Origin of the sequence: Nocardia sp. NRRL WC-3656, assembly GCF_000720265.1 — a bacterium.
GTDB lineage: Bacteria > Actinomycetota > Actinomycetes > Mycobacteriales > Mycobacteriaceae > Nocardia > Nocardia nova.
Genome location: NZ_JOJF01000002.1, coordinates 1 through 18,156, shown reverse-complemented (window position 1 = coordinate 18,156; position 18,156 = coordinate 1). Strand labels below are relative to the sequence as shown.

The 18,156-nt window shown below is 68.7% G+C and carries 18 protein-coding genes and 1 riboswitch; of the genes, 8 read left to right on the top strand and 10 right to left on the bottom strand.

Annotated elements, in window-relative coordinates:
• Positions 1 to 71 precede the first annotated feature (71 nt).
• On the top strand, positions 72 to 1,823 hold the full coding sequence (locus IG65_RS0103055) for an MFS transporter (RefSeq protein WP_030513268.1): 1,752 nt from the start codon (positions 72 to 74) through the stop codon (positions 1,821 to 1,823).
• Positions 1,820 to 2,359: a DUF2771 domain-containing protein gene (locus IG65_RS0103050; RefSeq protein WP_030513267.1), complete on the top strand. Its 540-nt coding sequence runs from the start codon at positions 1,820 to 1,822 to the stop codon at positions 2,357 to 2,359. The genes IG65_RS0103055 and IG65_RS0103050 overlap by 4 nt, the downstream gene beginning before the upstream one ends.
• A gap of 34 nt (positions 2,360 to 2,393) precedes the next feature.
• Here the strand turns inward: IG65_RS0103050 and IG65_RS0103045 are convergent, their stop codons facing one another.
• Positions 2,394 to 2,822: a cold-shock protein gene (locus tag IG65_RS0103045; protein ID WP_174553987.1), complete on the bottom strand. Its 429-nt coding sequence runs from the start codon at positions 2,820 to 2,822 to the stop codon at positions 2,394 to 2,396.
• 206 nt (positions 2,823 to 3,028) lie between these two features.
• Between IG65_RS0103045 and IG65_RS0103040 the strand changes: the two genes are divergently transcribed.
• Positions 3,029 to 3,262 carry a hypothetical protein gene (locus IG65_RS0103040; RefSeq protein WP_030513265.1) on the top strand — a complete coding sequence of 78 codons (234 nt, stop codon included), beginning with the start codon at positions 3,029 to 3,031 and terminating at the stop codon, positions 3,260 to 3,262.
• 263 nt (positions 3,263 to 3,525) lie between these two features.
• A riboswitch (cyclic di-AMP (ydaO/yuaA leader) is annotated at positions 3,526 to 3,735 on the top strand.
• Positions 3,736 to 3,755: 20 nt separating this feature from the next.
• The gene (locus IG65_RS0103035) at positions 3,756 to 4,397 is read left to right on the top strand and encodes a resuscitation-promoting factor Rpf1 domain-containing protein (protein ID WP_030513264.1); all 642 of its coding nucleotides are present in this window, start codon (positions 3,756 to 3,758) and stop codon (positions 4,395 to 4,397) included.
• A 203-nt stretch (positions 4,398 to 4,600) separates the two neighbouring features.
• On the opposite strand, the gene IG65_RS0103030 is transcribed toward IG65_RS0103035, so the two are convergent.
• The gene (locus IG65_RS0103030; RefSeq protein WP_030513263.1) at positions 4,601 to 4,789 is read right to left on the bottom strand and encodes a hypothetical protein; all 189 of its coding nucleotides are present in this window, start codon (positions 4,787 to 4,789) and stop codon (positions 4,601 to 4,603) included.
• A 41-nt stretch (positions 4,790 to 4,830) separates the two neighbouring features.
• Here IG65_RS0103030 and IG65_RS0103025 point away from each other — a divergent pair, with 41 nt between their 5' ends.
• The gene (locus IG65_RS0103025) at positions 4,831 to 7,185 is read left to right on the top strand and encodes a helicase-associated domain-containing protein (RefSeq protein WP_030513262.1); all 2,355 of its coding nucleotides are present in this window, start codon (positions 4,831 to 4,833) and stop codon (positions 7,183 to 7,185) included.
• Positions 7,186 to 7,204: 19 nt separating this feature from the next.
• On the opposite strand, the gene IG65_RS0103020 is transcribed toward IG65_RS0103025, so the two are convergent.
• Positions 7,205 to 7,723 carry a hypothetical protein gene (locus IG65_RS0103020; protein ID WP_030513261.1) on the bottom strand — a complete coding sequence of 173 codons (519 nt, stop codon included), beginning with the start codon at positions 7,721 to 7,723 and terminating at the stop codon, positions 7,205 to 7,207.
• 276 nt (positions 7,724 to 7,999) lie between these two features.
• Between IG65_RS0103020 and IG65_RS0103010 the strand changes: the two genes are divergently transcribed.
• On the top strand, positions 8,000 to 8,791 hold the full coding sequence (locus IG65_RS0103010) for a hypothetical protein (protein ID WP_030513260.1): 792 nt from the start codon (positions 8,000 to 8,002) through the stop codon (positions 8,789 to 8,791).
• 48 nt (positions 8,792 to 8,839) lie between these two features.
• Here IG65_RS0103010 and IG65_RS0103005 read toward each other — a convergent pair whose 3' ends face one another.
• The 4 genes from IG65_RS0103005 to IG65_RS0102990 form a co-directional block, all read right to left on the bottom strand.
• Positions 8,840 to 10,270 (bottom strand): M1 family metallopeptidase, encoded by a 1,431-nt coding sequence (locus IG65_RS0103005; protein WP_030513259.1) that lies wholly within the window; start codon positions 10,268 to 10,270, stop codon positions 8,840 to 8,842.
• 86 nt (positions 10,271 to 10,356) lie between these two features.
• On the bottom strand, positions 10,357 to 11,022 hold the full coding sequence (locus tag IG65_RS0103000; protein ID WP_030513258.1) for a DUF3239 domain-containing protein: 666 nt from the start codon (positions 11,020 to 11,022) through the stop codon (positions 10,357 to 10,359).
• 70 nt (positions 11,023 to 11,092) lie between these two features.
• The gene (locus IG65_RS0102995) at positions 11,093 to 12,751 is read right to left on the bottom strand and encodes a DNA repair helicase XPB (protein WP_030513257.1); all 1,659 of its coding nucleotides are present in this window, start codon (positions 12,749 to 12,751) and stop codon (positions 11,093 to 11,095) included.
• A 151-nt stretch (positions 12,752 to 12,902) separates the two neighbouring features.
• Entirely contained in the window at positions 12,903 to 13,493 is a 591-nt protein-coding gene (locus IG65_RS0102990; protein ID WP_030513256.1) for a GNAT family N-acetyltransferase, read from the bottom strand.
• A gap of 66 nt (positions 13,494 to 13,559) precedes the next feature.
• On the opposite strand from IG65_RS0102990, the gene IG65_RS0102985 reads away from it, so the two are divergent.
• A complete protein-coding gene (locus tag IG65_RS0102985) occupies positions 13,560 to 14,501 on the top strand; it encodes a sigma-70 family RNA polymerase sigma factor (RefSeq protein WP_030513255.1) in 942 nt (313 codons plus the stop codon).
• Between the two features lie 36 nt (positions 14,502 to 14,537).
• On the opposite strand, the gene IG65_RS0102980 is transcribed toward IG65_RS0102985, so the two are convergent.
• On the bottom strand, positions 14,538 to 14,738 hold the full coding sequence (locus IG65_RS0102980) for a hypothetical protein (RefSeq protein WP_030513254.1): 201 nt from the start codon (positions 14,736 to 14,738) through the stop codon (positions 14,538 to 14,540).
• A 229-nt stretch (positions 14,739 to 14,967) separates the two neighbouring features.
• Between IG65_RS0102980 and IG65_RS0102975 the strand changes: the two genes are divergently transcribed.
• Complete coding sequence (locus tag IG65_RS0102975) at positions 14,968 to 16,137, top strand: pyridoxal phosphate-dependent aminotransferase (RefSeq protein ID WP_030513253.1); 1,170 nt, start codon at positions 14,968 to 14,970, stop codon at positions 16,135 to 16,137.
• Between the two features lie 69 nt (positions 16,138 to 16,206).
• Here IG65_RS0102975 and IG65_RS0102970 read toward each other — a convergent pair whose 3' ends face one another.
• Together IG65_RS0102970 and IG65_RS0102965 are read right to left on the bottom strand one after the other, a co-directional pair.
• Positions 16,207 to 17,295 (bottom strand): 3-deoxy-7-phosphoheptulonate synthase, encoded by a 1,089-nt coding sequence (locus tag IG65_RS0102970; RefSeq protein ID WP_030513252.1) that lies wholly within the window; start codon positions 17,293 to 17,295, stop codon positions 16,207 to 16,209.
• 288 nt (positions 17,296 to 17,583) lie between these two features.
• Complete coding sequence (locus IG65_RS0102965; protein ID WP_030513251.1) at positions 17,584 to 18,054, bottom strand: carboxymuconolactone decarboxylase family protein; 471 nt, start codon at positions 18,052 to 18,054, stop codon at positions 17,584 to 17,586.
• Positions 18,055 to 18,156 lie beyond the last annotated feature (102 nt).

Here is an 18,156-nt window from a genome sequence, read left to right as displayed (position 1 = left end):
GGCGGCCGACACGCATCGGATCACAGCCCGGCCGATGTCCACGCGCCGACCGAGTGCGAGAGAATCGACATGTGACTGCCTCCCGCGAACCCTCCGGCACCGAACCCGGTCCGTGGGACGGCGAGGAGTATCCCGCTACCCGGCGGCATCCCGGCTACGACCGTTACCCGCCGCCGAACACCCCGTCGTCGCACGCCCCGTCGTCCGCGCCCCTGCCTCCGCTGCCGCGCCGCGGCGGTGAACCGGACGTGCCCGAGTTCGTGACCCGGCGCATGGCGACGGGTGAGCCACCGCGGGCCCTTCCGCCGCGCGAATCGCACAGCGACGACCGTTCCGGCGAGGCTACCGAGGCACCGAGCGCAGCCGAGCGCCCCCGACCCAAGGACGCGAAAATCGCCGAACGCCAACGTGTCCCTCGCAAGATGACGGTGACGCGCGTGCTGGCGATGCGCACCAGGGACCTCACCGAGAAGGGTTTCCACACCTTCCAGCGCGCGGCGCGAGCCGACGGCGCGGGCGAATCCGGGCTCACCGCACTCGTTTACGCGACCATGGCCAACTTCGCCCTCGACGCCGCGATCGCGGTGGCGCTGGCCAATACGCTGTTCTTCGCCAGCGCCACCGCGGAATCCAAGACCAAAGTGGCGCTGTATCTGCTGATCACGATCGCGCCGTTCGCGGTGATCGCGCCGCTGATCGGCCCGCTGCTGGACCGGCTGCAACGCGGGCGCAGACTCGCGCTGTCGACCTCGTTCGCGATCCGGGTGGTCTTCGCGATCCTGCTGATCTTCAATTTCGACAGCTGGGCGCTCTATCCGCTGGCGCTGTGCATGATGATCTCGAGTAAATCGTTCGCGGTCCTCAAGAGCGCGGTGACGCCACGGGTGCTGCCGCCCGGTATCGATCTGGTCCGCACGAATTCCCGGCTCACCGTATTCGGCCTGGTCGGCGGGACGCTCGGTGCGGGCGCGGTGGCCGGAGCGGTCGCCGCGGTGGCCGGATCCGTCGGCGCGCTGGTGTTCGCGGCGCTGATCGCGGCGGCCGGGGCCTATCTGAGTCTGCGGATTCCGTCCTGGGTCGAGGTCACCGAGGGCGAGGTGCCGGCGACCCTCGGCTACCACAGCCACAGCGGCACCGAAGTGCTGGACCGCGGCGAGAAGTCCGCGGTGAAACCCGGTCGGCGCCGGCAGCCGCTGGGCCGGTCGGTGGTCACCGGACTGTGGGGCAACAGCGCGATCCGGGTGCTGACCGGCTTCCTCACCTTCTATGTGGCCTTCGTCGCGAAATCGACCGAACACCGCCCGGTGCAGCAGGCCGCGATGCTGGGACTGGTCGGCGCGGCCGCGGCGATCGGCAACTTCGTCGGCAATGCGACCGGCGCCCGGCTGAAACTGGGCCGGCCCTCGCTGATCGTGGTGGAGTGCACCACGGCGTGTACCGCCGTCGCCGTCGTCGCGATGCTGCTCGACAATCTGGTCGGCGCCGCGGTCGCAGCGCTGGTGGCGGCCTGTGCCAGCGCGCTGGCCAAGGTCTCGCTGGACGCCTCGATCCAGGACGATCTGCCACCGGAATCGATCGCCTCCGGATTCGGGCGCTCGGAAACGGTGCTGCAGCTGTCCTGGGTGGTCGGCGGCGCCGGCGGCGTGCTGCTGCCGACCGTGTACTGGGAGGGCTTCGCGGTGGTCACCGCGGTCCTGGCGCTCGGATTGGCGCAAACCTTCGTGAGCTACCGTGGGCATTCGCTGCTCCCCGGATTGGGCGGTAACCGTCCGCAGCACGTCAAACAGGAAGTCCCCCTAGCGACAGGAAAACAGCCACAGTGACCAAGCCCAGCACCCGCACGATCCTCGCGCTGGCCCTGGCGGCAGTTCTGGTCGTCGCCGCGGCCGTCGCCGGCATCGTGGCGGTGGCGGTGCACAACTCGCACGAGGCAGATCCCACGGTCACCGCCTACGCGCACGGCAAGACCGTCACGGTTCCGCCCTATCTGTACTGCACGATCGGCGAACCGGATCCGCACGGCCGCGTCTCCCCCGACTGTAAGCGCACCGAGATCACCGCGGAACTGAATCCACCGCTGGGCTATCCGGTGCAGCTGTCGCTCCCCCGGCACATCGCCGACGCGCCCTGGGTGATGGTGCTGGAGTACCAGCAGATCGACAATCCGGGCAAGACCGTGCAGCACCTGGCGTCCTACCGCGACTACCCGCAGGGCACCCTGGCCGTGACGGTGGACAGTCATCCCGAACCGAACCTGCGCCTGATCGGCGTCGAGGTGCAACTGCTGCTGCTCGTGCGTGACGAGGCCGGCAACGAAGCGTTCTCGCCGTATCAGGCGTGGTCGATCAGGGCGGCGTGACCGCGGTTTCCTCGCGAATCAGGCGCTCGCGAACTCAGTGATCGAGTTCGCGGGCCACCCCGCGCACCACTTCGGCGATGCGCTGCGCGGTCTTGCGATCGGGGTACTTGCCCTTGCGCAGCTCCGGCTGCACCGTCGCCTCCAGCAGGGTGATCATGTCCTCGATCATCCCGTGCAGGTCGTCGGGCGCCTTGCGCGGATGGGCCGGAGCTTCCTTGCGGACCCGGTCGTTGCGACCCTGCGCGTTGCGCACCGAGGGCAGCGGATCGAGCAGCTTCAGGCTCAGCGCCTGCGGGCCGCGGCGACCGGCGGCCATTCCGAACTCCACGCGCTGGCCGGGCTTGAGCGCCTCGACACCCTTGGGCAAGGCGGACGACCGAACGTAGACGTCCTCACCCTCATCCTGGGAAAGGAAGCCGAAGCCCTTGTCGACGTCGTACCACTTCACCTTGCCGGTCGGCACTGCGCTCACCCGTTCGTCATCGTTGTCCGGTCCGTCCGAATCCAGCGGGGTCACGAACGACCCCGGACACGGACGTAGGTTCCGGCGAAACGCCGGAACCTATCTCTGTGCGAAAAGAACGCGCCCCACACAGCTATGCAGGACGCGATTGGTTCGAGTCTACCCCGGTGGGGATAGGGCGAGCACATCCGTTTTACGGTGCACCCATGCCGGACTCCTCCTCGCCCCGCGCGCCCCGGGGCTCCAGCGACGTGCTGTTGCGCGTGGCCGTGGGCCTGTTCGCGGTCGGCGTGCTCGCGATCGTCGCCATTTTCCTCACGCCGATCCTGACCGACGCCGACCCGCCGCTGTGGCTGTATCTGGTGGCGATGGCGGCGACACCGCTCGGCCTGCTGCTCGCGATCGCGTTCGCGCTGTGGTCGGGGCGACGCGCCCGCTGACTGTTTCCCCAACACGCCGGGCAATTACACGTGTGACCTTCGTCACATAACGACGCGATAACGCCGCGGTCACGACCTGCACTCGGCGGAGACACGCCGCACTCACCTGCACAGACGCCGATTCGGAAGGTCTTGCGGCACAGCGCGACCGGCCATACACGCCGGTTACCAAATAGTGATTTTTCAGCCGGATCGTCGTACCGTCTATCGCAGCCGGGACATCCCGGCACCACCGGCCCGCCGCACCGAGCCTCGCCCCGCGGGTACGGACCCCGACGGAACCAGGGGCGAGGGCGGGGAACCCACGTTCCCACAGAGGTTTTCGGAGCTCAACCGAGTTTCGAAGCCTCCGCAGGAAGCGGGAACGGCCGGCAACGACCGATCCCTTGGGGTGAAGTCCCGGCGAGCCGGGACCGGACGGCCTCTCAGTCCGAACCCGACAGCTCACCTCGCAGGCGCGTACGAGACGCGTACGAGAGGAAGACGACCCGATATGAGTGGACGCCATCGCAAGCAGACCAACACCGGTCGCACCGTCGCCAAGGTCGCTGTCTCCACCGCGATCATGGGTGGCGCGGGTGTGGCTCTCGCTGGACACGCCGCCGCGGCTCCCGATTCGGAGTGGGACCGCCTCGCACAGTGTGAATCCGGTGGTAACTGGGGCATCAACACCGGCAACGGCTACCAGGGCGGTTTGCAGTTCTCGCAGTCGACGTGGGCCGCTCACGGCGGCACGCAGTACGCCCCCTCCGCCAACCAGGCCAGCCGCGACCAGCAGATCGCGGTCGCCGAGAAGGTGCTCGCGACCCAGGGTTGGGGCGCGTGGCCTTCCTGCTCTTCCAGCCTCGGCCTGCACGGCAGCGCCACTCAGCGCGAGGTGCCGGCTTCTCCCGCTCAGTCCCCGCGCTGGCAGCCGGGTGCCGCCGAGAGCGAAGCCTCGACCCAGGCACCGGCCGATGGCAACCAGCAGGTGTTCTCCGCCGTCGACAAGGCCGTCACCGCCGCACAGGCGCAGGGCGTTCAGCTGCCGCAACCGGCGCTCGACGCGTACAACGCCTTCAAAGCCAGTGGCGCCAAACTCGATCCGTCGATCGTGAACTTCTACGAGGCGAACAAGGGCCTGCTGCCCAACTAGACCGCTCACATAGTTTCCCCTGCAGGGAAGGCCCGCATCTCGCGATGCGGGCCTTCCCTGCGTTTCCGGGGACATGGGGTGTGCATGCCGGCCGACGGCCTGTCTGCGACGCGAGCTCGACGATGTCCGCCCGGATAGGAAGCCCGGATACGAAAAAGACCCGCCTTCCGATTACAGGAACGCGGGCCTTCTTCGTGTTCGCGTCAGCGGTTGACCACCGTGTGCGGATGCACGTAGGGCAGGGTGTCAGCCGGCACCGGAAACTCGGTGTCCTCACCGTAGGGCGAGAGGCCACCGGAACGGGTCGACGACAATTCGGTAACCGCGTGGTCACCGTGGTCCACCTGGGGCCAGCCGTTGTCGACGTAGGGTTTCTTCGATTTGTTCACCACGGCCTCATTCTGGCATGTTCGCTCGCCGTAGTCTGGATTGGATGACCACGACCGATGCCCGAGCCTCCGACGACGGCGCCGGGACGCATTCCGGGGCCGACGCCGGACCCGCCGAGCTCGGCACACTCACCGACTGGCTGAGCTCCCGCAGCGACGACGATCTGGTCCGGCTGCTGGGTTTGCGCCCCGACCTCGCCGTGCCGTTGCCCGGTTCGATGACCGTACTGGCCGCCCGCGCGGAACAGCGGGCGTCGGTGCTGCGTGCGGCCGACGATCTGAACACACTCGAGTTCGCCGTGATCGAAACTCTCGCCGCGCACGACGCATTCGGCGGCGGCCGCCAGGAACGCCCGCTGCCGCGCCGGCGCCTGCACGAATTGCTCGCCGATCGGGTATCCGCCGCCGCCGTCGACGCCGCGCTCGCGCGCCTGATCGAGCGCGCGTTGGTGTGGGGCACCGACGAACTGTTCGTCGTGCCCGCCGCGCCGGAGGCCCTGCCGTGGCCGATGGGGGCCACCACGGAACTTCCCGACGCACTCACCGAGCCCGAGATCGAGACGGCGCTGCGCGAGATCGGCGGCGCCGAACGCGCTCTGCTCGACAAGCTCGCGACCACCGGCCCCCGCGGCCGCACCCGCGACGCCGCGCCCGGCACCGATCCGGAGCGGCCCATCCAGCGGCTACTGGCCCGCCGGCTGCTGATCTGGATCGACGACGAGACCGTCGAACTCCCTCCGGCCGTCGGCCAGGTGCTGCGGCGCGAACCGGTCACCGAGCCCCACGTGCTCACGCCCCCGCAGCCGCAGACCCGCGAGCACTCCGCCGCCGACGTGAACGCCGCGGCGGCCGGTGAGGTCGGCGAGTTGCTGCGCCACGCCGGCGACATCCTCGAGGTTGTCTCCCAGGTGCCGGCGCCGGTGCTGCGGGCGGGCGGCCTGGGGGTGCGAGAACTGCGGCGCATCGCCAAACAGACCGGACTCGACGAGGCGCGGGTAGGGCTGCTCGTGGAGGTGCTGGCCGCAGCCCGGCTGCTGGACAAGGGAATTCCCGAGCCGCCGCCGGACAACGACGCCGGTGAGGATTTCTGGGCCCCCACGATCGCCTCGGACGGCTGGGTGGAGGGCCCGGCGGCGCGCCGGTGGGCGGTGCTCGCGCACGCCTGGCTCGAGTTGGACCGCTTCCCGTGGATGATCGGCCTGCGCGATGTGAACGACAAGCCGCTGGCCGCCCTCTCGGCGGAGCTGCGCACCGCGCACGCGGTCCCCGATCGGCGTGCGATCCTGGCGGTGACCGCGGAGTTCCCGCCGGGTACGGCGATCACGGCCGCCGATGTGGCGCGGGTGCTGAGCTGGCGAATGCCGCGGCGGCGCAGGCATTTCCGCATCGAGGCGGTCGAGCGCACGCTGTCGGAAGCGGCGGCGCTGGGCGTGGTCGGCCGCGGCGCGCTCACCTCCGCGGGCCGGGCGCTGCTGCACGGCACCGTCGCCGACGCCGAGGCCGAAATGGACGCGGCCCTGCCCGAACCGGTCGATCACGTGCTGGTGCAAGCCGATCTGACCGTGGTCGCCCCGGGGCCGCTCGTGCCGGAACTGCGGGAGCGTATCGCCCTGGCCGCCGATATCGAATCGGCCGGCGCGGCAACCGTCTACCGCATCGGCGAAGGGTCGGTGCGGCGCGCGCTCGACGCCGGCATGACCGCCGCCGAACTGCATCAGCTGTTCACCGCCCATTCGCGCACCCCCGTCCCGCAATCGCTGACGTACCTGATCGACGACGTGGCACGCAGGCACGGGCGCTTGCGCGCCGGGATGGCGCAATCGTTCGTGCGCAGTGAGGATCCGGCGTTGCTGGCCGAGGTGCTGGCGGCACCCGTGGCCGGACAGCTGGCATTGCGAGCCGTCGCGCCGACGGTGGCGATCTCGCAGGCGCCGCTGGGTGAGGTGCTCGAGCAGCTGCGCGCGGCGGGGTTCAGTCCGGCCGGTGAGGATTCGTCGGGGGCGATCGTGGATCTGCGCCCGCGCGGGGCGCGGCTGTCAACCCGGCCGAACGAACGCCACGCCTGGCGGCCCACCCCGCCCAGTGCCGAACAACTGCGGCTGCTGGTGGGCGAACTGCGCGCCGGGGAGAAGGCCGCCCGCAGCCGGTCCGGGCAGCGGGTGCGCAGCGACGGCACCCGCACGAGTACCGCGGCCACACTGGCGCTGCTGCAACTGGCGGTGCGGGTGCGCCGCCCGGTGCATATCGGTTATGTCGACGCCCAGGGCGTGGCCACCCAGCGCATCGTGGAACCGGTGCGGGTGGCCGGTGGCCAGCTGGATGCCACCGATCCGGACACCGGCGCGATCCGGCACTTCACCTTGCACCGGATCGCGTCGGTGGCCCTGGTCGAGCCGTGAACCGCGGCTCGTAGCGGCCTCAGCTCTTGGGGTTGGCCAGACAGAACGTGGTCTTGGGCTCCGAGAGCGTCAGGAAGGTCGAATTCGAATCGCAGAGGAATTCGTCGTTCTGACCGTCGACCCGCTTGACGACCTTGACCGTCGCGTCCGCCGAGTCGCAGTCGGCGTAGGAGTATCCGGTCGTCTTGTCCTCGTGATAGCAGCTGCCCTGTTTGAGGTTGGGCGCCAGGCACAGGAATGCGGTGGTACCGCCGTTGAAGGTCTCCTCGTACGAGGAGTATTCGGCCCCGCAGTCCTGCTTCTTGTCGGAGGTCGATTTCACCGTGTAGACGGCCTTGGCCGAGGAGCAATCCACCGGCTCGGTCTTGGAATCTGCGGGCGATCCCTCCAGCACGTTGATGCAGTCACCGACCTTCGCGCGGGCGGTGTCGGATTTTGCCGCATCGGAAAACATCGAACAGCCGGTCACAGTCAGGGCGGCGACCGCCATGAGCGCCAGCACGAGACCCTTGAGCGGTCTCGGTCCTGCGAACTTCACCTACGAAAACCTTTCTCGCCGAGCCGTTCACCAATGGCGAACGTGGTGGGGAGGATACCCGCCCGCCCTGCCGGGCGGGTCCCGCCTCACATATGCAGCGAGTGCAGGCCGTACATACCCATCAGCGAATAGTTGACGATGCTGGGCAGCAGGTGGTTGAGAAGCAGGAGCCCGAAATAATTCACGATCCGATACACCTTTCGAATATCCGCGAGTGCAGCCGCACACGCGCGATCTGTAGTCGATATCCTCGCCCGAATCGTTACGCTCTGCAGCATGAAGCTCGAGCAGACAACCGCAGAGCTCTATGCCCTCGACCCCGCCGAATTCGTGGCCGCTCGCGACGAAGCGGCCCGCACCGCCCGCGCGAACGGCGATAAACAGCTGGCCACGGCGATATCGCGGCTGCGACGTCCGACCGTCGCGGCGTGGGCGGTGAATCTGCTGGCGCACAAGGCAACCCAGGAATTGGGGGCACTGCTGGATCTCGGCGAGGCGTTGCGCGAGGCGCAGCGCACCCTGTCCGCCGACCGGATGCGCACCCTCGCCGACCAACGCCGCAAAGCGGTGAACGCGTTGACGGACAAGGCCGCTCGCCTCGCCTCGGACGCGGGGAAGAAGCTCACCGAGCCGGTGTTGCGCGAGGTCGCGCAGACCCTCAATGCGGCACTGGCGGATCCGGAGGTCACCGATCAGGTCCGTGCCAGCGTGCTGACCGCCGCGGTCGACTACGCCGGTTTCGGCCCGGCCGGGCCCGCCTTGGCCGCCGTTCCCGACGAGCGGACGGAGGAACCGGCCGACACCGGCGCCGAGGAGGAGCTGGCTGCCACCCGGGAAGCGCTGGAAGCCGCTCGGGCGGAACGGGATTCGACGGCGGCCGACCTCGAACGGCAGCGCTCCGACGTGGCCGCGCTGGACGAGCGGATCACCGCGCTGCGCGACGAACTCGCGCAGGCCGAGGAATCCCGCCGATTCGCCGCCGCCGGGGTGACATCCGCCGAAGCGGCCTTGCGACGAGCCGATACGGAACTGGAGCGGGCGCAGCAGCGCGTGGACGAACTGGACTGAGAACCGCGAAAGAGGTTGCCGCCGAGCACCTTCGGCGGCATCAGCGGATCAGCCGCGCAGCGAACCCGGGTACAGGTACTCGTCCGGCGGCGGGGTGGTGGTGTCGAGCCAGGCGGCGAAGAATCCGCCGAGATCCGTCGTGGTCTTCGTTTGGATGAAGCTGCGGAATTCCGGCATGGAAGCGTTGCCGTACGCGTGAGACCGCACGAATTGCGCCACGGCGGGAAAGAACACGTCGTCACCGAGTTCGTGGCGCAAGGCGTGCAGGAACAGCGGTCCGCGCGAATACACCGTGGTGAATTCGTTTCCGGCGCCGGGATTCTGCAGCGGAATCTCCCAGTAGGCGGGCTTGTCGAGGGTTTTGGCGATCGTGCGGCGATAGAGGGCGTCGACATCCTTACCCTCTTTCCGTTCCGGCCACAGATAATCGGCGGTATAGCTGGCGAAGCATTCGTTGAGGCACACATCCGACCAGTTCCGCACCGACATCGAATCACCCCACCACTGGTGGGTGTTCTCGTGGACAACGGTGTTGAAATCGGTCCACGGCGCGTAGATGGGCCGGGTCTGGGTCTCCAGCGAGAAGTGCAGGTCGGTGTCGACGTAGATACCGCCGCCGCTTTCGAACGGATACGGGCCGTAGAGGGATTCGAGGAAATCGAGCACCTCCGGCAGCCGCTGCTCGAGTGCCCTGCCCTTGTCCGCACCCGGCGCGAAGGCGCTGATCAGCGGTGTGCCGTTCGCGCGGCGCTGTTCGAGGAAATCGAAGTGGTCGATCGCGACGGTGGTGAGATAGCCGATCGAGGGATGTTTCGAACTCCACGTCACGGTGCGCTTGTCGCCGGCGACGGTATCGCTGATTCGCAGGCCGTTCGAAACCGCTTGCCACTCTTGCGGAATCGTCACCTGCAAGTCGAAAGTCGCCTTGTCCAAGGGTGTGTCGTTGAGCGGGTACCAGGTGGTCGCCGAATGCGGCTCACCGGCGGCGAAGGCACCGCCGCTCGGTGAGATGGTCCAGCCGGAATCGGGGTCGTCGGATTCGTTACCCGCATAGTCGACCGTCACCGTGAACGGCAGCCCGGGCAGCACCGGCAGCGCCGGTGTGACGGTCAGTTCGTGTTCACCGCCGGTGGTGAAGCCCGCCGGCAGGTTGTTCACCGACACCTTGGACACCGCGGGCCCGGCGTAGTCGAGGTTGAACGCGCGCAGCGGCTGCGTCGACACCGCGTCGATCCGCGCCGTACCGGCGAGATGCCTGCTCGGCGGGTCGTAATCGATGGCGACGTCGTAGTGCTGCACGTCGTAGCCGCCGTTGCCGTCGTCGGGATAGTAGGGGTCGCCGAGGCCGGGCGATCCGGTGAACGGATCGGCGGCGGGCTGGGCCAGCGCCGGGATCGGTTGCACCTGAGCGGGGAGCACCAGCGCCACCCCGCACAACGCTCCCGCCGTGAGACACCGTGCCCAGGCATGCGACTTCATCGACCCTCCACCCCTTTCGCGGCACGGTGTGCCGACCATCAGCCGATGCTAGTCGGCCCCGCTGCGCGCCGGAACCGCCACACGCGTCACCCGCGCAGTTCCTCGGGCAGTTGCTGCGGATCCAGCAGCAGCCGTTGGGAATCGACGCGGCCCACTTTCTCGGCGAGGCCGAGATTGTCGGCCAGCAATTTCCACTCCACATCGCTGATCGAGGTCCGGGCGCGCTCGATCACGCCCAGGTCGCGGGTGCCCCAGGCGATCGGCATGGCGCTCACCGCTTGGCGCAGATCGCCGACCGACCGCGGCGCGCGATCGGCCCGCACGGTCACCGCCGGAACCTGCTCCCCCGCGTCGGTGTCGTGCCCCGGCAGGGCACGTACGACGCGGGTGATCAGCGCGTAGCGCGGCACGGCGCCGGGTTTGGCGAGGTTCACCAGCGCGAGCAGCGTGATCCCCTTCGGGTGCCGTCCCGACACCACGGCCGGGACCAGCTCGCCCTCGGCGTACAACTTCTCGATGCGCGAGCGGTACGGCGTCCACAGCGCCACGAACAGCGCGGTGATGGTCGCCAATGCGAAGGCCACCGCCAGGAGGAACGAATACGGGTGATTGAGCCAGATCAGCCCCGCGGTACCGAGGCCGAGCACGATGGCCGCGGTGAAGGCCAGGATCCGCAGCCGCCGGATATCGCGGACGACTTCGTTCACCGCCCGGGCATGTTCGCGGTCGACCGCGAATTCGAAGCGTCGCACGTGTCAAATCCTCACATCTGTCCGGCAGCGGTAACCCAGCGGCGCGCCCACCGTGGCCCGATCGGCTGCCCTACCCGATCGCCGGGCCCAGCAGATCGTCCGCATCGGTGATGCGATAGGCATACCCCTGTTCGGCAAGGAAACGCTGGCGGTGGGCCGCGTATTCGGCATCCAGCGTGTCACGTGCCACCACCGAGTAGAAATGCGCCTGACCACCGTCGGACTTCGGGCGCAGCAGCCGGCCCAGACGCTGGGCCTCCTCCTGACGGGAACCGAAGGTGCCCGAAACCTGCACGGCCACGGACGCTTCCGGCAGATCGATGGAGAAGTTCGCGACCTTGCTGACCACGAGGACCGGGATTTCACCGTTGCGGAACGCGTCGAACAGCGCCTCACGCTCCTTGGTTCGGGTCGAGCCCTGAATGACGGGCGCGTCGAGGTGTTCGCCGAGTTCGTCGAGCTGATCGAGATAGGCCCCGATCACCAGGCTGGGCGCGTCGCGGTGCCGGGCCAGGATGGATTCGACGACGGGAAGTTTGGTGCGCGCGGTGGAGCAGAGCTTGTAGCGTTCCTCCGGTTCCGCGGTGGCGTAGGTCATGCGTTCGGCTTCGGTGAGGGTGACCCGTACCTCGATGCAGTCGGCCGGCGCGATCCAGCCCTGGGCCTCGATGTCCTTCCACGGCGCGTCGTAGCGCTTCGGGCCGATCAGCGAGAACACGTCGCCCTCGCGGCCGTCCTCGCGCACCAGCGTCGCGGTGAGCCCGAGCCGGCGCCGCGACTGCAGGTCGGCGGTCATCCGGAACACCGGGGCGGGCAGCAGGTGGACCTCGTCGTAGATGACCAGGCCCCAGTCGCGGCTGTCGAACAGTTCCAGGTGCTTGTATTCGCCCTTGGTCTTGCGGGTGATCACCTGATAGGTCGCGATGGTGACCGGGCGGATCTCCTTGCGCTCGCCGGAGTACTCCCCGATCTCGTCCTCGGTCAGCGAGGTGCGGGCGAGCAGTTCTCGCTTCCACTGCCTACCCGCCACGGTGTTGGTGACCAGGATCAACGTCGTCGCCTGGGCCTTGGCCATCGCGGCGGCGCCCACCATGGTCTTGCCCGCCCCGCAGGGCAGCACCACCACACCGGAACCACCGGCCCAGAACGAGTCGGCGGCCAGCTCCTGATAGTCGCGCAGATGCCATTCGTGCGTGGCGAAGTCCAGATCGATGCGATGGGCCTCGCCGTCGACGTAGCCGGCGAGGTCCTCGGCGGGCCAGCCGATCTTCAACAGCATCTGTTTGATCCGCCCGCGCTCGGACGGGTGCACGACGACCGTGTCGTCGTCGATGCGGGCGCCGAGCATGGGCTGAATCTTTCTGTGCCGCAACACTTCTTCCAGCACCGCGCGATCCAGGCTCACCAGCATCAGGCCGTGGGCGGGATGTTTGACCAGCTGCAACCGCCCGTAGCGGGCCATGGTCTCGACCACGTCGACCAGCAGCGGCTGCGGCACCGCATAACGCGAATAGCTGACCAGCGCGTCGACGACCTGTTCGGCGTCGTGCCCCGCCGCCCGCGCGTTCCACAGCGCCAGCGGCGTGACCCGGTAGGTGTGCACGTGCTCGGGTGCGCGTTCGAGTTCGGCGAACGGCGCGATCGCCTGCCGGGCCGCATCGGCCTGCTCGTGGTCGACCTCGAGCAGCAGGGTCTTGTCGCTCTGCACGATGAGCGGTCCGTCCGTCACGGCACCTCCTCCAGATTCTCGGGCCGGCCCCCTGCGCCCCCTGCGCACGAGGAATACGTCCCACATTGTTGCCGGGACCCCCGACAAACCTTCATCAACCCTACGCGAGCTGGGCAGATGTTCGCTGTGAGCGCACTCGCAGCCGGACGCGTCAGAGCGCCGATCCGGACCCGCGCAGGGGCGGCCAGTCGGTGGCCGGCTCCGGCGGGTCGCCGGCCAGCCGCCCGGCGACCCAGGAATCCCTGCGCACGCCGCGTTGCACAGCCGCCCCGCGCAGCAGCCCTTCGTAGTGGAAGCCGGTCCGCCGCACCACCGCGGCGGAGGCGAGGTTGCCGACGAACGCCCGCCACTCGATCCGAGTGAGGCCGAGCCCCTCGGCGGCGAAAGCGAAATCACAGACCAGCCGGACGCTGCGGGTCATCAACCCGCGCCCGCGCACCGCGTCGCTGAGCCAGAAGCCGATCTCGGCGGCCCCGGGCTGCGGCCCGGCCTCGAGGCCGACCATGCCGGCCACCGGCCCCTGCGCTGCCGTGCGCACGGCCCAGACCGGACTGCGGGCCGCCCACCCGGGTGCGACGATATCGGTCAGGAATCCCACCGCGTCGGCCCGCCGATACGGCACCGGCACCGTCGTCCACTCCGGGATCGACGGCTGCCGGCAGCACGCGACGATCGCGTCGATATCGGCCTCGGCCGGGCGCGACAACCACACCGTCCCGTCGGTCAGTTCACAGTCCTCCACCGCTTCATGCTGGCACGCAACCCAGCGGTGGCCCAGCGGATTTCCGGCGACCGTAGAATCGGACCAATGGTTGCCGCGTTGCTCGCCGATTTGTTCGAATCTCATCGGGCGCATCTGCTCTCGGTGGGCTATCGGCTGACCGGCAGCGTGGCCGACGCCGAGGACGCGGTGCAGGAGAGCTGGCTGCGGCTGGCCACCACCCATCAGTCCGAGATAGAGGACCTGCGCGCCTGGCTGACGACCGTGGTCAGCCGGATCTGCCTGGATCGGCTGCGCAGCGCCGCTGTCCGACGGGAAAGCTATGTGGGACAATGGCTTCCGGAGCCGATCGTGACCCGCGTGACGCCCTCCAGCCTGCCGGATCCGCTGGAATCGGTGGTGCGCAAACAGGATTGCCGTTTCGCCGCGCTGGTGGTCCTCGACACCCTGACGCCGCCGCAGCGGGTGGCCTTCGTATTGCACGACGGGTTCTCGGTGCCGTTCGACGAGATCGCCGAACTGCTCGAGGTGACGCCCGAGGCGGCCCGCCAGCTCGCGGTCCGGGCCCGGAAATCCCTGGCCGCGGCCCCGGAACCGGTATCGGACACCGAACATCTGGCCGCCGTCCAGCGGCTGCTCGAGGCGCTGTATTCCGGCGATGTGGCGGCGGTCGTCGCGGCCCTGCATCCGGATTCGGTGTTCATCGGCGATACCGGCGGCACCGCGAAGACGGCGGCGCGGGCGATCGTCGGCGCGGACAAGATCGCGCGGTTCGTCCTCGGCCTCATCCGGATGTATCAGGTGGAACAGGCCGAACTCTCGCCCACCGGTTCCGATCGATTCGAATTCGTCGGCGTCAACGGCCAACTCGGGTTGCTGCTGCACGAGCGCGGCCCGCGCAACGGTGCGCCGGGATCACCCCCGCGCGTGGTCGGTTTCACCGTCCGCGACGGATTGGTCTGGGGCACTTACGATGTCGCCAATCCCGCGAAGCTCGGCGGCATTCGCCTGCCCCGGGATCCGGCGTAGCCGCCGGAACGCATCGAGCGTCCCGGCGGCTCGTGACTACGGAGTGGACGAACCGGTCCACATGTCCGGGGTGCTCGAACCGAGTCCCCAGTTGCCCGTGGACGATCCGGTACCCCAGTTCGGCGTCGAGGATCCCCAGCCCCAATCGTTGCTGAAGATGTTGTGCAGGGTGTCGTTGATGTATCCGAGGACCGTTCCCGCCGCCGGATGCAGCAGAAGGTCGAGATAGGAGGCCATACATCGCCCCTTTCGAGCCACCACCGAAGTGGTTGTGAGATAGAACACGGGGAGGCTAGCTGTCACCAGGAAACCGCACAACCATGCAGGTCAGAAGCCCGAATGAAATGTGAAACATAGCCTTTCGCTATCGCACCGCAACCGTAGCGAACGGGCGGCAAGCATCGCCCCGGTCCCCGGCCCGGGGTGTGCGCCGCGGGCACGACGGCGGTATCGCTACGTTGGGACCATGCCAGCCATCCCCACCGTCGCCCGCCTGCGCCCGTTCCGCGCCACGATCTTCGCGGAGATGACCGAGCTGGCCGTGCGCCACGACGCGATCAACCTCGGCCAGGGATTCCCCGATTCGGACGGCCCGGCCGCGATGCTGGAGGTGGCCCGCACCGCCATCGCCGACGGGCTGAACCAGTACCCACCCGGGCGCGGGATGCCCGTGCTGCGCCGGGCGATCGCGGCGGACCGGAAGCGCCGCTACGGGGTGGACTACGACGTCGAATCGCAGGTCGTGGTCACCGTCGGCGCCACCGAGGCGATCGCGGCGGCGGTGCTCGGCCTGGTGGAGGCCGACGAGGAGGTGGTGCTGATCGAGCCGTACTACGACTCCTACGCCGCGGTGGTCGCCCTGGCCGGCGCCACCCGCCGCACCGCGCGGCTGGTGCCGGACGGCAACGGATTCGTCCTCGACCTGGACAGCCTGCGCGCGGCGATCACGCCGAAAACCCGTATGCTGCTGCTGAATTCGCCACACAACCCGACCGGCGCGATCCTGTCCCGGGCCGACCTCGAGGCGATCGCGGAGCTGGCACGCGAGCACGACCTGATCGTGGTCTCCGACGAGGTGTACGAACATCTCGTCTACGACGGCAACACCCACATCAGCATCTCGACGCTGCCCGGCATGGTCGAACGCACGATCGTGATCTCCAGTGCGGCGAAGACTTTCAGCGTCACCGGCTGGAAGATCGGCTGGGCGTGCGGCCCGGCACCACTGATCGACGGGGTGCTGGCCGCCAAGCAGTTCATGAGCTTCGTCGGCGGCGGGCCGTTCCAGCCGGCGGTCGCCTACGCCCTCGAACACGAGCAGCAGTGGGTCGCCGATCTCCGTGACAGCCTGTCCGACAAGCGCATTCGGCTCTCGGAGGCACTGGCCGATGCCGGATTCCGGGTCAAGCGCAGCGATGCGACCTATTTCGTCTGCGCCGATATCAGCCCGTTGAGTTCGGCCGACGCACTGGTCTTCTGCCGGGAGCTGCCGCAGCGGCTCGGCGTCGTCGCGGTCCCGATCGAGGTGTTCGCCGACGACCGCGAATCGTGGAACCGCCTGGTGCGCTTCGCATTCTGCAAGCGGGACGACACACTCGACGAGGCGGTCCGCCGTCTGCACGCGGCCCACGTGTGATCGGCGCGGCGCACGATCGAGCGGTCACCTTCGCCCCGAGCCGCGAACGAAGGCGACCGCGAGACTGTCTCAGCCGCGGCGCCGGGCCACCGCGTCGGCGAGGCGGTCCAGCTGCGCCGCCGTGGTCTCCCAGTCCAGGCAGGCGTCGGTGATCGACTGGCCGTAGGTCAGATCGTCGGCGTGGCCGAGGGTGAGGTCCTGACGGCCGGCGACCAGGAAGCTCTCCATCATCACACCCACCACCGCGCGGTCACCCGCGGCGATGCGCTCGGCGATATCGGTGACCACGTCGACCTGCTTGTTGTGGTCCTTGTTGCTGTTGCCGTGGCTGGCGTCGACGACCACTCGCTGCGGCAGCCCGGCCTTCTCCAGGCGCAGGCAGGCCTCGGCGACGGAGGCGGCGTCGTAGTTCGTGCCGGCGCTCCCGCCGCGCAGGATCACGTGGCAGTCCGGGTTGCCGCTGGTGCGGATCAGCGCCGAGCGACCGTCGAGGTCGGTGCCGGGGAAGACGTGGCTGGCCCCGGCCGCGCGCACCCCGTCCACGGCCACCTGCACATCACCGTCGGTACCGTTCTTGATCCCCACCGGCATCGACAGCGCGCTGGAGAGCTGCCGGTGCACCTGGCTGGCCGCGGTGCGCGCGCCGATCGCACCGTAGGAGACCAGATCCGCGATGTACTGCGGCGTGATCGGATCGAGGAATTCGCAGGCCACCGGCAGGCCGAGACCGGTGATGTCGACCAGCAGCCGCCGCCCCAGTCCGAGACCGGTGTTGACGTCGAACGAACCGTCCAGATGCGGATCGTTGATGAGGCCCTTCCACCCGAGCGTGGTCCGCGGCTTCTCGAAGTAGACCCGCATCACGATGTGCAGGCGATCGGAGAGTTCGGCGCTCTTGGCAGCCAGACGGCGCGCGTAGTCGAGAGCGGCCTCGGGGTCGTGCACCGAACACGGACCGACGACGACCATCAGGCGGTCGTCGGCGCCGTCGAGGACTTTCACGGTGGCGGCGCGGCCGGCCCGCACGGTGTCGGCGAGCGCATCGTCGATCGGATGCTCGCGGCGAACCTCGGCGGGCGAGAGCAGGGGGCTGATACTCAGCGTGCGCTGATCGTCGAGGTCACTGTGTGAGGCATCGACGTCGGCTGCGGTGGTCATGATGGGTTCCTTTTCTCAGGCCGACCCACCGAACGAGATCCCGTGGAGCCGGTCTGCAATCCGGCTCGGGGTGGGAGAAGGTCAGCGCGGGTCACCGACCGACCCACCCGGGGCCGGCTTGGTAAACCAGAAATACGCGCGCTGCACGAGGGTGACTGTACCAGGGGCGCGGCGCGAGTGGATTCGGCCGGGTGGGCGGACGTGACGGTCCCCACAGACGCGGCGGACGCGACGGGGCCCGGCCGGGATCGAACGATCCTGCGCCGGGCCCGAATTCGCGTGCGGCGGTCAGAACATGCCGGGCTCGTAGGTGCCCGCCGGGGTGCCCGCGATGACGTTGAGCCGGTTGTAGGCGTTGATCAGCGCGATCAGCGAGATCAGGGCGCCGATCTGCTCGTCGTCGTAGTGCTTGCGCACCTGCTGCCAGGTCTCCTCGCTGATGCCCCGGTGGACATCGGCGAGGCGGGTGCCTTCCTCGGTCAGCGCGAGCGCGGCCCGCTCGGCGTCGGTGAACACGATCGCCTCTCGCCACGCGGCGACCAGGTTGAGCCGCACCGAGGTCTCGCCCGCGGCGGCCGCATCCTTGGAATGCATATCGGTGCAGAAGCCGCAGCCGTTGATCTGGCTGGCGCGCAGCTTGACCAGTTCCTGCGTCGCCTTGGGCAGCGGCGAGTTGTCCACGACCTGGCCGGCGTTACCGATCCGCTTGACGAACTTGGCGGCGATCTCGTTGCTGAACAGAGCGAAACGGGGTTCCATGACCATCCTTACCTTTCTTTCGTGGTGATAGAGCCCGCAGCCATCGGGTTCCGAATCACCTGGGAGCGGTGGGTTTGGCTTCATGGTCGTTGCCGAGGTTCA

Excerpts from the sequence above, each read along its gene's own strand:
- IG65_RS0102980 (WP_030513254.1), bottom strand. The coding sequence starts at position 14,738 with ATGGCCTCCTATCTCGACCTTCTGCTGCATCCGGCGGCGGGAACGGTC.
- IG65_RS0103040 (WP_030513265.1), top strand. The coding sequence starts at position 3,029 with ATGCCGGACTCCTCCTCGCCCCGCGCGCCCCGGGGCTCCAGCGACGTG.
- IG65_RS0103035 (WP_030513264.1), top strand. The coding sequence starts at position 3,756 with ATGAGTGGACGCCATCGCAAGCAGACCAACACCGGTCGCACCGTCGCC.
- IG65_RS0102970 (WP_030513252.1), bottom strand. The coding sequence starts at position 17,295 with ATGACCACCGCAGCCGACGTCGATGCCTCACACAGTGACCTCGACGAT.
- IG65_RS0103025 (WP_030513262.1), top strand. The coding sequence starts at position 4,831 with ATGACCACGACCGATGCCCGAGCCTCCGACGACGGCGCCGGGACGCAT.
- IG65_RS0102965 (WP_030513251.1), bottom strand. The coding sequence starts at position 18,054 with ATGGAACCCCGTTTCGCTCTGTTCAGCAACGAGATCGCCGCCAAGTTC.
- IG65_RS0102975 (WP_030513253.1), top strand. The coding sequence starts at position 14,968 with ATGCCAGCCATCCCCACCGTCGCCCGCCTGCGCCCGTTCCGCGCCACG.
- IG65_RS0103010 (WP_030513260.1), top strand. The coding sequence starts at position 8,000 with ATGAAGCTCGAGCAGACAACCGCAGAGCTCTATGCCCTCGACCCCGCC.
- IG65_RS0103005 (WP_030513259.1), bottom strand. The coding sequence starts at position 10,270 with ATGAAGTCGCATGCCTGGGCACGGTGTCTCACGGCGGGAGCGTTGTGC.
- IG65_RS0102985 (WP_030513255.1), top strand. The coding sequence starts at position 13,560 with ATGGTTGCCGCGTTGCTCGCCGATTTGTTCGAATCTCATCGGGCGCAT.